The organism is Paeniglutamicibacter sp. GQ140 (assembly GCF_059759235.1).
In genome coordinates this window covers 74,652-86,871 of sequence record NZ_JCAXDW010000014.1, presented here as the reverse complement: position 1 = coordinate 86,871, position 12,220 = coordinate 74,652, and the positions used below count along the sequence as shown (strand labels likewise).

General features: G+C 59.7%; 25 protein-coding genes. 21 read left to right on the top strand and 4 right to left on the bottom strand.

The window, feature by feature from the left end:
- Positions 1-138: 138 nt before the first annotated feature.
- The 3 genes from AC6CHY_RS17290 to AC6CHY_RS17280 are packed head-to-tail and all read right to left on the bottom strand — an operon-like array spanning position 139 to position 1,901.
- Positions 139-621 carry a bifunctional nuclease family protein gene (locus AC6CHY_RS17290; protein ID WP_498227533.1) on the bottom strand — a complete coding sequence of 161 codons (483 nt, stop codon included), beginning with the start codon at positions 619-621 and terminating at the stop codon, positions 139-141.
- A gap of 52 nt (positions 622-673) precedes the next feature.
- A complete protein-coding gene (gene ftsR, locus AC6CHY_RS17285) occupies positions 674-1,396 on the bottom strand; it encodes a transcriptional regulator FtsR (RefSeq protein WP_217389992.1) in 723 nt (240 codons plus the stop codon).
- A 40-nt stretch (positions 1,397-1,436) separates the two neighbouring features.
- Positions 1,437-1,901 carry an FHA domain-containing protein gene (locus AC6CHY_RS17280; RefSeq protein ID WP_217389993.1) on the bottom strand — a complete coding sequence of 155 codons (465 nt, stop codon included), beginning with the start codon at positions 1,899-1,901 and terminating at the stop codon, positions 1,437-1,439.
- 168 nt (positions 1,902-2,069) lie between these two features.
- Between AC6CHY_RS17280 and AC6CHY_RS17275 the strand changes: the two genes are divergently transcribed.
- Positions 2,070-2,726, top strand: a complete 657-nt coding sequence (locus AC6CHY_RS17275) for a hypothetical protein (RefSeq protein WP_217389951.1) — start codon at positions 2,070-2,072, stop codon at positions 2,724-2,726.
- A 743-nt stretch (positions 2,727-3,469) separates the two neighbouring features.
- Here AC6CHY_RS17275 and AC6CHY_RS17270 read toward each other — a convergent pair.
- On the bottom strand, positions 3,470-3,721 hold the full coding sequence (locus AC6CHY_RS17270; RefSeq protein WP_498227532.1) for a helix-turn-helix domain-containing protein: 252 nt from the start codon (positions 3,719-3,721) through the stop codon (positions 3,470-3,472).
- A 167-nt stretch (positions 3,722-3,888) separates the two neighbouring features.
- Here AC6CHY_RS17270 and AC6CHY_RS17265 point away from each other — a divergent pair, with 167 nt between their 5' ends.
- From AC6CHY_RS17265 to AC6CHY_RS17170, 20 genes are all read left to right on the top strand, one after another.
- On the top strand, positions 3,889-4,101 hold the full coding sequence (locus AC6CHY_RS17265) for a helix-turn-helix domain-containing protein (protein WP_498227531.1): 213 nt from the start codon (positions 3,889-3,891) through the stop codon (positions 4,099-4,101).
- A complete protein-coding gene (locus tag AC6CHY_RS17260; RefSeq protein ID WP_498227530.1) occupies positions 4,098-4,322 on the top strand; it encodes a helix-turn-helix domain-containing protein in 225 nt (74 codons plus the stop codon). Before AC6CHY_RS17265 ends, AC6CHY_RS17260 begins: the two co-directional genes overlap by 4 nt.
- Before the next feature lie 132 nt (positions 4,323-4,454).
- Positions 4,455-4,724: a hypothetical protein gene (locus tag AC6CHY_RS17255; RefSeq protein ID WP_498227529.1), complete on the top strand. Its 270-nt coding sequence runs from the start codon at positions 4,455-4,457 to the stop codon at positions 4,722-4,724.
- A gap of 176 nt (positions 4,725-4,900) precedes the next feature.
- A complete protein-coding gene (locus tag AC6CHY_RS17250; RefSeq protein WP_498227528.1) occupies positions 4,901-5,203 on the top strand; it encodes a hypothetical protein in 303 nt (100 codons plus the stop codon).
- Between the two features lie 95 nt (positions 5,204-5,298).
- On the top strand, positions 5,299-5,562 hold the full coding sequence (locus tag AC6CHY_RS17245; protein ID WP_498227527.1) for a hypothetical protein: 264 nt from the start codon (positions 5,299-5,301) through the stop codon (positions 5,560-5,562).
- Positions 5,563-5,764: 202 nt separating this feature from the next.
- Positions 5,765-6,151 carry a hypothetical protein gene (locus tag AC6CHY_RS17240; protein WP_498227526.1) on the top strand — a complete coding sequence of 129 codons (387 nt, stop codon included), beginning with the start codon at positions 5,765-5,767 and terminating at the stop codon, positions 6,149-6,151.
- The gene (locus AC6CHY_RS17235; RefSeq protein WP_498227525.1) at positions 6,144-6,359 is read left to right on the top strand and encodes a hypothetical protein; all 216 of its coding nucleotides are present in this window, start codon (positions 6,144-6,146) and stop codon (positions 6,357-6,359) included. The genes AC6CHY_RS17240 and AC6CHY_RS17235 overlap by 8 nt, the downstream gene beginning before the upstream one ends.
- On the top strand, positions 6,356-6,709 hold the full coding sequence (locus AC6CHY_RS17230) for a hypothetical protein (RefSeq protein ID WP_498227524.1): 354 nt from the start codon (positions 6,356-6,358) through the stop codon (positions 6,707-6,709). Before AC6CHY_RS17235 ends, AC6CHY_RS17230 begins: the two co-directional genes overlap by 4 nt.
- Before the next feature lie 323 nt (positions 6,710-7,032).
- Complete coding sequence (locus AC6CHY_RS17225; protein WP_498227523.1) at positions 7,033-7,302, top strand: hypothetical protein; 270 nt, start codon at positions 7,033-7,035, stop codon at positions 7,300-7,302.
- Entirely contained in the window at positions 7,302-7,490 is a 189-nt protein-coding gene (locus tag AC6CHY_RS17220) for a hypothetical protein (protein WP_498227522.1), read from the top strand. Before AC6CHY_RS17225 ends, AC6CHY_RS17220 begins: the two co-directional genes overlap by 1 nt.
- A 358-nt stretch (positions 7,491-7,848) precedes the next feature.
- On the top strand, positions 7,849-8,004 hold the full coding sequence (locus AC6CHY_RS17215; RefSeq protein ID WP_498227521.1) for a hypothetical protein: 156 nt from the start codon (positions 7,849-7,851) through the stop codon (positions 8,002-8,004).
- Complete coding sequence (locus tag AC6CHY_RS17210; RefSeq protein ID WP_498227520.1) at positions 8,001-8,453, top strand: hypothetical protein; 453 nt, start codon at positions 8,001-8,003, stop codon at positions 8,451-8,453. Before AC6CHY_RS17215 ends, AC6CHY_RS17210 begins: the two co-directional genes overlap by 4 nt.
- Positions 8,450-8,731, top strand: a complete 282-nt coding sequence (locus AC6CHY_RS17205) for a hypothetical protein (protein WP_498227519.1) — start codon at positions 8,450-8,452, stop codon at positions 8,729-8,731. Before AC6CHY_RS17210 ends, AC6CHY_RS17205 begins: the two co-directional genes overlap by 4 nt.
- Positions 8,732-8,967: 236 nt before the next feature.
- Complete coding sequence (locus tag AC6CHY_RS17200; RefSeq protein ID WP_498227518.1) at positions 8,968-9,651, top strand: lambda exonuclease family protein; 684 nt, start codon at positions 8,968-8,970, stop codon at positions 9,649-9,651.
- Between the two features lie 2 nt (positions 9,652-9,653).
- The gene (locus tag AC6CHY_RS17195; protein ID WP_498227517.1) at positions 9,654-10,208 is read left to right on the top strand and encodes a hypothetical protein; all 555 of its coding nucleotides are present in this window, start codon (positions 9,654-9,656) and stop codon (positions 10,206-10,208) included.
- Positions 10,205-10,675, top strand: coding sequence for a single-stranded DNA-binding protein (locus AC6CHY_RS17190; RefSeq protein ID WP_498227516.1), 471 nt, complete (start codon positions 10,205-10,207; stop codon positions 10,673-10,675). The genes AC6CHY_RS17195 and AC6CHY_RS17190 overlap by 4 nt, the downstream gene beginning before the upstream one ends.
- A 168-nt stretch (positions 10,676-10,843) precedes the next feature.
- Positions 10,844-11,122, top strand: a complete 279-nt coding sequence (locus AC6CHY_RS17185; RefSeq protein WP_498227515.1) for a hypothetical protein — start codon at positions 10,844-10,846, stop codon at positions 11,120-11,122.
- The gene (locus AC6CHY_RS17180; protein WP_498227514.1) at positions 11,119-11,379 is read left to right on the top strand and encodes a glutaredoxin domain-containing protein; all 261 of its coding nucleotides are present in this window, start codon (positions 11,119-11,121) and stop codon (positions 11,377-11,379) included. Before AC6CHY_RS17185 ends, AC6CHY_RS17180 begins: the two co-directional genes overlap by 4 nt.
- Positions 11,376-11,600, top strand: a complete 225-nt coding sequence (locus AC6CHY_RS17175; protein WP_498227513.1) for a hypothetical protein — start codon at positions 11,376-11,378, stop codon at positions 11,598-11,600. The genes AC6CHY_RS17180 and AC6CHY_RS17175 overlap by 4 nt, the downstream gene beginning before the upstream one ends.
- 357 nt (positions 11,601-11,957) lie before the next feature.
- A complete protein-coding gene (locus AC6CHY_RS17170) occupies positions 11,958-12,212 on the top strand; it encodes a hypothetical protein (RefSeq protein WP_498227512.1) in 255 nt (84 codons plus the stop codon).
- Positions 12,213-12,220 lie beyond the last annotated feature (8 nt).

Sequence of the window (12,220 nt, the reverse complement as noted above, 5' to 3'; positions counted from 1 at the left end):
GTGGAACGACTCCGTTGCGAGTGAAACCGAAATCCGCGGATGGCAATCCTTGGGAAACTTATGCTTCGACGGTACGACTACATTGGGGCTGCGTCAAAGACCTTCAAGCTTAACTTGAGGCGTGTCGCGGACGGTCGTCTATTTATCGAAGTCTTCGGGCTCGACCTCGTTGAGGAATTCGCGGAACTCACGCACCTGGTCCTCCTCCCCCTCGGCGACCTCGGCGTCCTCCGAGACCATCACCGAGGCTTCGTCGAGCACGTGCTCGTCACACAGGATCGGACACTCCGCGCGGAGCGCCAGGGCGATGGCGTCGGAGGACCGCGCGTCGACCCGAACGTCGTCGGCAAAGACCAGCTCCGCGGTGAAGACGGCGTTGAGGACCGAGACGATCTCCACGCGCACCAGCGGCGCGTGGAGTGCCTGCAGGGTCGAAATCATCAGGTCGTGGGTCAGCGGACGCGGCGGGACGATGCCCTGCTGGAACATCGCGATGGCCGACGCCTCGGGGGCACCGATCCAAATCGGCAGGTGGCGTTGGGTGTTGGCTTCCTTGAGCAGGACTAGCGGCTGGTTGGAGGGAAGTTCGATGCGAACTCCGACAACTTCAAGTTCGTGCATGGTTCGCTCCTTAACTCGGGTCGCTGCAACCTGCAGAGACCGTGTTTCCGGCCTAGTGATCCAACTTGGCGATGGCGCCATTGACCAGGGCACCATGCAGTGCCATGCAGGCATCGCTGATTTCGCGGGCGGTTTCGGCAGCCCTGGCACGCGAGGCAACATCCCCGCGACTCATGTGGGGGGCCACGACGCGTTCCACCAGTCCCACTTCGCGGTCGGCCGCCGCGCGGAAGGCCCGCAGGTGGCGCGGCTCGATGCCGTGCGCCGCAAGCGCCGCGGAGGCGGCGGCAATTTTTTGTGCGTGCTCGTCGAAGCGATCGTTTTCCGGCGCGATCATGCCGAAGGCCAGCAGGTCGTTGACCAGCTCAGGGCTGGCACCGCATAGGCCCTGCAGTTCCGCCTTGGTCACCGGGCGGGTGCGGGCAACCAGGTCCTGGGTCATCTGCTCGCTGATGCTTCGCGGGGCCAGGGTGTGTCCGCCGGGCAGCTGGTCGGGCCGGTCTCCCCGGTCGACCGCGTCAAGGTAGTCCTTGATGACCTTCAGCGGCAGGTACTGGTCCCGTTGCAGGCCCAGGATGAAACGCAAGCGACCGACGTCGTCGGGCAGGTACTTGCGGTACCCCGCCGAAGTGCGTTGCGGGGTCAGCAGCCCTTTTTCCTCGAGGAAGCGGATTTTCGACGCTGTGACCTGCGGGAATTCATCATGAAGCTCCGAAAGGACCTCGCCGATATTGAGCGCCACGGCGCGCTGGGTATCGCCGGCAACTACTGCCAGTCGCGGGTTTCGGGCTGCCTGATTCACTACGTTGTCCTGCTTAGTCGCGGGTGTTGGCCGGGTTGTTGGGCAACGCGTTGTAGAAGGTCAGCCGGAACTTGCCGATCTGGACTTCCGAGCCGTTGGCCAGGCGCACCGAGTCGACCCGGTCGTTGTTGACGTAGGTTCCGTTCAGCGAACCGCTGTCGACAACGCTGAAGCCGTCGGCGTCGCGAATGAACTTGGCGTGCTTGCGTGAAACCGTGACGTCGTCGAGGAAGACGGCAGCGTCCGGGTGGCGTCCTGCCTGGGTCACGTCCTGATCCAGCAGGAAGCGCGCGCCCTGGTTCGGCCCTGAGTGTGCAATCAACAATGCGGAACCGTGTGGCAGGGCGGAGACGGCCGCGCGTTCTTCAACGCTCAGGCCATAGAAGACAACAGGTTCACGCGTCACCGGTGGCAATGCAATTCCCGTTGTTTCGGTAGACGACTCGTGCTGCTGGTTAGGCACCTGAGCTTCAGCCATTTCCGGTCCTCCAAAAATATTTCTCATAATTCCCTTTGGACGTTGTCCAACCCCAAATTGAGGCAATCGTCCTATCACCAGATTAGCCTACTAGCCACCACTAAGTTTTCGTGAATATCCAACCAGTTAATCTCCACTGTTGAGCTGTCAGCGTGGGAGGATGCAAACATGCCTGATTTCGAAAACACAGACCAGTCACCCACGGACGCGTCCCGCCGGTCCGATTCGAAGCCCCGCTGGGGCCTGCGCATTGGGCTGGGTGTGGCCGCGCTCATCCTGCTGGCAATTGTCTACCTAGTCATCCGTCTGTTCCTGCCCGTTTGGTGGGCCACCAATATCGCGAACCAGACCCAGGGTTCAATTACCAGCGGGATCATCCTTGGCCTCGTATACGGCTTCATCTTCACCTTCGTCCCGCTGCTCGTGGTCTGGCAGGCCCGGTACAAGAAGGTGTCGTGGCCGTGGAAGGCCGTCATCGTCGTGGTTGCCGTCCTGCTGGCGATCCCGAACCTGTTGACGCTGAGCATCTACGCAAATTCGTCCAGCTCGGCCGCCAAGGCCAGGTCCATGATCGACATCAGCGCCACATGGTTCCCGTCCTGGTCCATCGGTGGCGCGGCCGCCGCCTTGGTGCTTTTCCTGGGCATTGCGGCGTTCTGGCAGCTGTGGCATGCGCGGGGCAAGAAGATGAAGGCCATGAAATCAGAAGCAAAGGTCCAGGCGGAGCTGCGGGAAACCCGGGCCATGGAATCGGGCCAGGCCGGCACTCAGGCCCCGGCCTGGTCGCCGCGGGAGGACACCGAGGACCCGAAGCCCACCAACTGACCGCCGGCGCCGCCAGCCACCATCCAGGGGCGCCCCACCAAGCCGTCCCCGCCCATCCGGCGGGTACCGCCTGGAGGGGCGCCCTTGGCGTTTGCCGGCCGATGGGTCGATGACCGAGGCAAGGCGTCCCCGGCCGGGCACGCCGGTCCACTCGCGGCCGGGCGAAATCCATCCGGTGGCTGGGTGCTGGCCCTGAGCGGCGGGCAACGGCGATCTGCAGTCATACGCGGAAACCAGTGCCTGGCCCCGGAACATGGAAAAACCCCGGCAGATCAACGCTACTTCGTTGATCTGCCGGGGTTTTAACCGGTCGGGCTAGCGGGATTCGAACCCGATTAAATCAATCACACCAAACTCGCCTACATCCCTTTATTGGCGCGGAAGTTGGGTGGAATATTGCCACATTAGTCCATCGGTTTGTTTTTCAAGAACTGCCGGAATCTTCATGGTGTTTTCAACCCTGTTCCCACTGGGAACACCCCCGACAAACCCCCCCCGCCCATCCTCGGGAGCCCTCTCAGGACAATTGGGATTTTCCCAATTAACCGCTGACGTGTGCCTTTTAAAGCAACCGCTGAGTAGGTCTGATTTGTTACAAACTCGAACGCCCGTTCGACCCAATCCGTCACCCTACTGGGCTAACATTTTGTTCAGCATCGCATTCAGAAAACGGGGAGAAAATGAACATGCACGCCGGCCTGACACTGGACCAAATCGAAGACCTGTCCGCCATCACCGGAAGGTCAATTGTTGACCTTGCGCGCGAAGCGCTGCGAAACCCCAGTCATGACTTCGAGGGCATCCAGGCCGAGCACATCGCAGATCGCCTCCAGCTCGGCTAGCTTCATCGAGCTGGTGCCCTTGAAATAGCGGATCACCTGCGAGCGGGATATCCCCGTAGCTTCAACGAGCGAGTCGTAGGTGATCCGCTTTATGGCCTTCTCTGCTGTTAGTACCTCTGCCACGCCTTGAGTTAGACCCTGCTTTGTGTTCATAGCAGAAACTTTAGTGCCCACAGTGGCGATGCGCAAGTGAGTAATTCCGCGAGTTCTTGCGGGTAAAAACAGGTGTGAAGTGAGTGTTGCATAATTTTCAGATCGGTGTAAGATAAATAGTGTCCACATGGGTTGCATAGTGTCTGTGTGGGCACTATGGTTGAGTCATGAGCAAATACGACAGCATTGCTTCCCGGAACATCCGCCAGGCAATCGCAGACAAGCAGACCAACCCACACGCACTATCCCGCCGCACAGGCATCGGCTACCAGACTCTCAACCGCAAGCTTGACGGTGGAAGCCTAACCCTCGACCAGCTCGAGAAAATCGCAGACGCACTCGACGTTGCCGTTCCCGAACTTCTAAAGGTGGCGGCATGAGCGACTACCTGACCCCCGCGCAGATCGCGGACAAGTTCAGCGTCTCCCCCGCATTCGTCTACCGCAAGATCCATTCCGGCGAATGGGAATGCACGAAACTCGGCAACAGGATCTACCGATTCAGTGAAGCCCAGGTTTCCGCAATCGAGGCCGGGACCAACACCCCCCAGCGCAGGACCAACAAGACCCGTCTCCGCGCCGCACTCAAGGCAATCGCGTAAACGCACCACCGTTTGTATCAGCCGTGAAGTAGCCGGCAAGCCCGAGTTAGGCACCCCGCCCCCAGTCTGGGCACCAATCACACTGCACCATCTTCCCTGCGTGTTCTTTGCGCAGAGTAGGGATCTACAGCCATGCCCAAATCCAGCCCCGATTTCCTCACCCTCCTAGCCAAGTACAACGCAGTACATAACATCACGCTCACCTTTAGTGAAGCGAAGAAGACCGCTCGCCGCATTGAGCGCGCATTCAGCGAGCGCCCCGACGAAACGGTTACCGCCGAAGATTACTTCCTCGACTACTCCGACATCACCGGGGAGACAGCTGTTGCTCACGTGCTCAACCCGACCGAATGCGAACACCACGCATCAGTCCAGCGCCGCCTCTCACCCGTCGCAGCGTAACCCCCCGCTACTATCCAGGAGCCCACAATGAACCCCACTACCCCTAAGTTCCGTGAGGTTGGCTACCACCTTCCTCGCGAGTATGACGATTCGCCGGTTCGTCCTGATCCGACGTATGCGCCCTTGCTCCCTAAGCGGGTGAAGAAGTGACCACCCCGCCACTTGACATACCCGCGATGCGTGAGCGGATCACTGCCGGCGAGATGATCCCGCAGGAGGATATGAGCGCCTTCCTTGAGCGCGTGGACCGTGCCTGCCAGACGTTGGGCCGCATCATCGAACGCGACGGCAAAGATCTTGTTGAAATCACCGGATCGCAAGACCTGATCGATGATGACGGCGATGGCTATTGGGAGGTTGTCTGGGAACGCGCCCGAGAGCTGGGCGACAAGGCACGTGAAGCCAACGCCCGCGCCGAAGCCGCCGAAGCGAAACTGCGGACCATCCACGATTGGATCGCGCGGGGTCCGAAGTCATGAACGCGCTTCGTGGCACTTGCAACGCTACGGGGAAGCGTTCGTATGCGGATCGTAAGAGTGCGAAGGCTGTACTTGCGGCGCGTCATTATCACAATGTGAGCGTTTTCAAGTGCTTGGAGTGTGGCTGGTTTCATCTAGGTGGCTGGCATGGTGAGAAGGATCGTGCGTCACACCGTCAGATGCATGGCGAGCAGCCGACCCGCCAGGATATGCCGATCAGTCATGCAGCCTCGTTCTTGCGTGTATCGGAAGCCATCGTCTATCGGATGATCGAGTCCGGCAAAATCCGCGGCACCACTACTCACGCAAACACCACCGACATCCACCGCATCCATTCAATGATCTTGAGGACACCATGAGCGAAGTCGTGTACACCTCGGAGTCCGGCGCAACCCCGCCAGCCGATGAGCGGGAGGTTCGCTGGATCATCTGCCCGAGCTGCTTCTATGAGCGGGAGGCGGGGATTGGCTGCGGCCTACCCTGCGTCTAGCGCCACCCACTTCAAGCCCCGCCGTCTGGTTGGGGCTTTTTTCATGCAGTCAACCACTAAGGAACCATGTCATGTTTTCGAATCAGAGCACCGCCACCCCACTAACTCTGATGCATCACGCATCCGAAGCAATGATCGCGGGCAGATGGGCTGAGGTTACGGGCCTGTTTGTTCGGGCCGCTGAGAAGATCCTCGTTGAAGAAGCGCCGGATCAGCGGTTGTTGTTGCTGGTGACGGTCGCGGATTGGGAGGCGTCCGGCAAGTCGTTCGGGCAGATGCACGCCGCACTCGAATTGGAGCTGGGGACTGTTGACCCGTACTTGTTGGGCGAGCTTTGGGCGCACGTAACGACCCTTGCCGCTTGTGCCGGCGACCTTGAACTTGCCGCCTGGATGGACCACGAAATCGACACCACCCTCACCGAACTACTCACCACAAAGGACAACCACCATGTGTGACTTCATCCTCACGGATAGCATCCCGGTCGATTCGGCATCGGTCAGCTTGCATCCTCGAATGATTCGACTGGCCCTTGGGATGACGAACAGGGAAGGCCAGTTCTCCATCGCGCATTTCAATATGACCCCAGCCGAAGCGCTCACCCTCACCTACCAGCTCAACGAAACCCGAACCGCAGCCCTACAACCCGTGGAGGAACCATCATGAGCGCCGCAAAAGAACGCTTCAAAGAACACCTCGCTAAATCACTCGCCGGACGCGGACTCAACATCACCAGCGAATGGCAGCACGGTCAGGTCGGAAAGCGCATGTACGTGAATGACCGGATCGAGGTAGGTGACCTTGCGGAAGTTCTCATGGCCTACGAAAACGAAGCGGCAGCCGAGCAGCGCCAACTCGAAGAGGACGCCTACACGCTCTACAGCGCCGACAGCAAGGCACGACGCATGACGCATGCCGAAAGCTGGGAGCAGCTACAGCACGTATTCCCCGACGACAGTTCCAAGTTCCTACTGCTCGCGAAGACCGCCCGAGAAATCTGGAAGGACCGAAAGTGACCAACCCCAAATTTCGCATCGCGGCGGGGCGGTCCCGAATCCAGGTGGAATGCGAGTCATGCGCAGACAGCGTGGACACCGCCAACAATGACTTCGGCCAAGTTCTTGCCGCCGAGTTCACGAAGCAGCATCGATGTGAGTAGTCGAAGCGCGCTCATCACGGAGGCCCTGATTGCCATCGAAGAGTTGGTATATGGGGCAACTACCGAACGCCCGTTTTTCGGGTGGGGAGGTGGTGGGATGACGGACGTAGGGCGCGCCGCTTTCTGCCACCTCGAAGTCCTCATGTCCAATCCGATCCCCAGAACCCCGGAGCAAACAAAATGACCATTCAGCCGAACAAGATCATCGCGGACGCACTTATTGAGTCGTTGCGTGTTGTGAATCAGCAGATCGATGTTGCCGACACCGCATACAACACTTTGTTGACGGCGCGGGATAAGTTGCGGGCCGACCTCGAAGCAAACGACACGGTACGCCTCGCGCTCGCTGAGAAACGAGACGCAATCACCGAACACATCACGCTACTGTCCCCGCCACTCTCTGATGATGAGATCGCGGCCTTGGAGAACACACCGGGGGTGATCGAGTAATGCGCCCGAACAAGTGGAAGATCTACAACCGCAACTACGTCCGCAGATGCGGCACTACTTGGGTGTTGTGGCCTCCGAGCAAAAAGCCGTGGGCGCTGGTCGATCCGCATGGGCGCGTCAAGTTCTACCGTACCCACGCCGATGCTGTGTTCATGTTCAGCTTCCACACCGAATGCGGAGTGCTGTGATGGCGGGGTATGTGTATCGCGGTAACAAGCCGTTGATCCGTGATGGGTTTGAGTGTGGGACGCGCGCAGGCTTATTGGTGCATGCGCGGCTCGGCACACCATTGTGCGGGCCTTGCGCATCAATCAAAGCCCCAGTAGTCAAAGCATCCCGACCAGCACACCCAGCAGGCTCACAATGCCACCGCGGACACGACACCACCGGGCAAACCAGTCGGGAATGTGCTGAGTGTCGCCGCCAACGCAAACGCCAGCGAGTCGAATGCGGTAACTGTGGCGACAACATTTCGAACGGTAGCGCGCACAGTCACCGTAAGCGCCACCCAGGATGCGAATACGCGCACATGGTTGTGGTCGCAGCATGAATGAGATATACGCGACTATCAACGGGCTGGCTATACCGGGCGGGATCATCGCGATCACCGCCCTTTTCTATGCCCTCCTACCCGCCGAGACAGTGAATGTCCTGCGCGGGATCACAGAACTACTCGGCATCACGAAAGAGGAAACAAAATGAGCATCAAATTCAAGAGCGCAAACGGTGGCAGCAACACTCTCACCGTGAAGCAAAACCTAGGCGACCAGGTGCACTTCTTGGCGGTGAGCAATTCGGGTGAGCGCGGCGGTTGCGCGATCTCTCGATCAGAAATCCCGGCACTTGTGCTCGCCATCCTCGAAGCATCCGGCATCACCCCGGCGCACTCTGACTCGTGGACGGTCGGTGAACCTGACAACCTCGCACGTATCGCCGCCGACCTCCAACACCACATCGAACGCCACGACGCACGCACCAAGGAAGCCGCCGACCGGGAAGTGCTCGGGAAGCGCCGCGATGACTTGGCGGCGGGTCTGGAAAACGAAGCATACGGACTTTCCGATTCCCGGTGCACATACATCGGGTCCGGCAAGTCCCTGCGCGCCGCCATTGACCGCATCATCGAGCTCGAAGACAAGGCCACCAAGTGAGCAACCTTGAAGCGCGGATCGCGGAAGTGCTCGCGGGGCACCAGAAGGAGAGCACCGGAATGACCCTTGGCACGCCAGACCGATGCTACTGCGGGCAGGAAGTGCACACTCCCAAAGGCGATGCCGACGTGATGGACCGGAAGATTGGAGCCTTCGCCGCCCACCAAGCCGCGATGCTGGCCCCGGTGATCTGGGAAGCGCAGCGGGAAGCGTTCGACCTTGCCGCCGATTGCGCCCCGGAGTACATGCCACCCAACCCCTACAGGAGCGCACCATGACCACCCCGCACCCGTCCTACACGGCCATGGAAGCCGCGTGGGACCCCGAACGCCGCGAGCAAGCACGCCTAACACTCGCCCGCAGCATCGACAAACACACCCGACCCACAATCATCCGAGACATCTCAAAACAGAAACGACCCAAACGATGAGGCCCGACGACGGATACGCCGCATGCCGACAAGGGTGCGGATGTTGTGTTGACGCGCTCACCGACAACGAACAGGAAAACGACGATGACACTGACAGTATTTGATCAGCTCGAGCAGGGAAGTCCGGAATGGCTAGCCGCACGCTGTGGCATCTTGACCGCCTCAGTCGTTGGCCAGATGATCACGCCGAAGACGATCAAGCTTGCCGCCAATGACACTGCCCGGTCGCTTGCCAACACGTTGATCGCGGAACGCATCACCGGCCATGTCGAACCCATCCAGCCATCGCGAGCCATGGAACGCGGGACATTGGATGAGCCGTTCGCCCGTGCCCACTACAGCGACAACTTCGCGCCGGCCACTGAGGTTGGGTTCATGGTGCGGACAATCGACGGCCATAAGCTCGGCTACAGCCCAGATGGGCTGGTCGGTTCGGATGGGTTGATTGAAATCAAGTCCAGGAATCAGCGCATCCAGCTACAGACCGTACTAGAAGACGAAGCGCCCCTTTACAACATGGCGCAGATGCAGGCAGGAATGCTCGTGTCGGGTCGCCAATGGTGCGATTACGTTTCCTTCTGCTCAGGGATGCCGCTCTACGTGAAGCGCGTCCACCCCGACGAGCGATGGTTCGCCGCAATCACCGACGCACTCAAGGCATTCGAGGCAACCGCCGAAGACATTATCAGCCGCTACCTCACCGCAACCGCCAACATGCCGCCAACCGAACGGCTAGACCACTTCCTAGATGACGAAATGGAGCTCTGACCATGAGCCTAGACATGACCGAAAGCATCGCCCCCAAGTCCGACCAGCTCAACGCGGACGATCTAATGGCTGGCCCGGTTACCGTGACCATCCGTGAGGTATCCAAGGGTAGCCCAGAGCAGCCGGTGGACGTTCACCTCGTGGAGTTCCCCGGTCGCGCTTACCGGCCATCGAAGTCCATGCGCCGGATCATGGTCGCAGCATGGGGCAAGGACGCATCAGCCTACGCGGGCCATCGCCTCACGCTCTACAGGAACCCCGATATCACGTTCGGCAGGGACAAGGTCGGCGGCATCGAGATAAGCCATGCCAGCCACCTTGATAAGCCGCTGACCGTGGCACTCACCGCGACGCGAGGCAAGCGAAAGCAGTTCAAGGTGGAGCCGTTGCGAGAGGCTGCACCTGACCTCAGCATCCCCGCGGACGTAACGGCAACCATCGCCAAGGCGTCCGAGGCAGGCACCCTAGCCGACTACCTCGAATACGCGAGCACGAACAATGCGCCCGCACACATCATCGACCACATCAAAGCAGCACTAAAGGAGCAGCAAGCATGAGCAACGTTTCATTCAAGGGCAACATTGGCAAGGTCCGCGGACTCCAGTTCAGCAATGATGGTAAGCCGCGGTTTAGCTTCTCTGTTGCGGAGGGTCATTCGAAGCCGGACGGCAACGGTGGCTGGACGGAACTCGGCACAACTTGGTGGTCGGTGACCGTGTTCGGGCGTGAGGCGGAAGCGCTTGCGGAGACTATTCAGGAGGGCGCTAAGCAGCGTGTTGTTGTCATGGGCCGTGCGATGACTCGTGAGTATGAGGCGAACGGTGAGAAGCGCACGAGCCTTGATGTCATCGCGGATTCGGTTGGCATCATTCCGAAGGCTCAGCAGGCGAACGGCAACCAGCCCCCCGCCCAGCAGCAGTCTCAGGGTGGTTGGAATGCTCCTGCTGCTGATCCGTGGGCGGCTCCTGCTGGCGGTGGCAGTGGTGGTGGTTGGGGTTCGCCGTCGAGTGAGCCCAGCTTCTAACGTTTCTATCCGCGCACACTAAGCCACATAGTGCTCCTTGTTGCGGACGTTATCCAGCCGTGGCTTTGTAGTAGTCAAGTTGTATTCGGGGTCGCACAAGTCGTGTGGCCCTTTTTCGTGGGCGCGATCCAAACCGGGTCGCGCCCTTGTTGTTGAAAGGACTTTCCCATGCACAAGCATGATGTTGGCATCCGCGAGTTGGCGGACGATTTGCAGGTATCACCACCCCGGGGTCGTACGCATCCGGATCAGCCGTATTCGGTGCACCTGTACTTCGATTCGGTGGAGTCGTGGAGGGTGGCAACCGATCAGTATAACGCGCTCATTGATCATGAGAACACGGATGGTGACGGTCACTATTCCGCGGTGAAACATTTTGGGCGTGTCTGGATGGAACAATTCGCGGGTGCAGAACTTCACCTTGTGCACCTCGCGGACACCGAATGAGCCGCCTGATCACGGTCTATAGCAAGCCGTCTGGTTGTCCTCAGTGTGTCGCTACGAAGCGGTCCCTGGACTCTCGCGGCATCGAGTATGACGCCGTTTCGTTGGCTGACATCGAACCTGATCTTATGTCCCAATTCCGGGCATGGGGCCACGCAGAAGCACCAGTCGTCACGGTTCATGACGGAGACGAACTGCTCACCAACTGGTCAGGTTTCCGGCCAGACCTACTCGCCAAATATTGCACGGAGGAACCATGAGCAAGGAATGGAGCGTTGCTGATTTGCGCGCGAACTTTGAGTGGGGCGGTCGGGTTCATCTTGACCCTGCCATCTTCGACCGCGCGATTGCCAAGATCAAAGCCGACGCATGGGACGAAGGGTTCGCCGAGTTTGAGCGCGGACACCATGCGAGCAACTACGAACCTTGGGAATACACCGAAGATAACCCCTATCGCGCCGACGCCTTGGACCCGTCATGAGTTGTCATCGGCGTGGGAAGCATCAGTTTGATATTGCGGGGATTGTTGAGCAGTTGCGGCGGGTTGTTGGGCGGATTAGTAGCAACCCGAACAGCCCAAGGTTGCGTGCGCAGGCTGTCGAGTTGAAAGAACGGTTGACAGCCCAACGCGCAATGTACGCCAACCACCAAGCCACGCATGACGGTGCGACGTGAGTTGCTGCCGTGCCTGCCGAACGTTCCTCGAAGTGTGCAGGCAGAAGGCGTGTGCGTGTCATCAGCGTGAGAAGAACCTCGACCACGATACGCAAACTCACCGCGACCCAACCGCGGCACAAGCGATCCGCAACCTCACCAACAACCGAAAGAAGAAACGACCATGAGCGATGGACTAGACCTCACCGTGATGCGGGAAAACCTGGCTTGGATGGAAGAGCGGGGCATCCTCCGGTATCACGTCGAGATCCCCGTACCCGCATTCAATGCCCTGTTCGCCCGCGTGGAAGCCGCCGAAGCTGCTGTTGCCCGGGTCGAAGCACTATGCAAGACCACGGACGGCGAATGGCTCGACCCCGAGGACGAGTGCAGCAACGTTGGCAGCATCCTCCAAGCAGTACGCGGCGTCGGGGCATGAGCATGTGC